The following is a 506-nucleotide window of genomic DNA, read 5'->3' as shown; positions in this document are numbered from 1 at the left end:
TCTAAGGAGTTTAACGTCTCGAGTGCAAACATATATAACTGGGTTTCCCAGTACGAAAAAGGAGGTTTTTCAAGCCCATCCAGCGTTAGTAACTCTGATAAAGACAAAGAGATTCTTCGCCTTCAGCGAGAGATTCAAGCTTATAAAGAGATAATCGCTGAAAAAGAATTGTCACTTAGAATCAAGGATGCTTTGTTAAAAAAAAGTCTTTAAGTAAGCAAATTCGCTTGAAAGTAGCTAATGAATTTATTCTTTCAGGCTATAGTGTTAGAACCGTTCTACAATCCTGTTTCGTCGCCCGTAGTAGCTATTATTACAAAGCTACTGGGGGTACACCTGGGCGCAAACCCTATGCTGAATTTCTCAATGCAGAAGGTGATAAAATAGGGGCACATCACGTGGTTGAAACACTGAAAGGACTGTTTGAAAAACCCTTTGTGGATTATGGTTATTACAAAGCATATATCTTTCTGAGAGATGAATTAGGGTTTAGAGTAGGTAAGTAT

General features: G+C 38.1%; 1 protein-coding gene and 1 pseudogene. Both read left to right on the top strand.

Features of this window, described 5'->3' with window-relative positions:
* The coding region (locus AC23P2_RS31215; protein ID WP_487776808.1) for a transposase at window positions 1–213 on the top strand (213 nt) is incomplete at its 5' end.
* Between the two features lie 14 nt (window positions 214–227).
* Window positions 228–506, top strand: a pseudogene (locus AC23P2_RS31210) (DDE-type integrase/transposase/recombinase); the annotation flags it as partial.

It is taken from the genome of Runella sp. R0.1_18, from assembly GCF_057652155.1.
The sequence above is the reverse complement of the archived record's forward strand: the minus strand, read 5'-3'. Positions and strand labels throughout refer to the sequence as shown.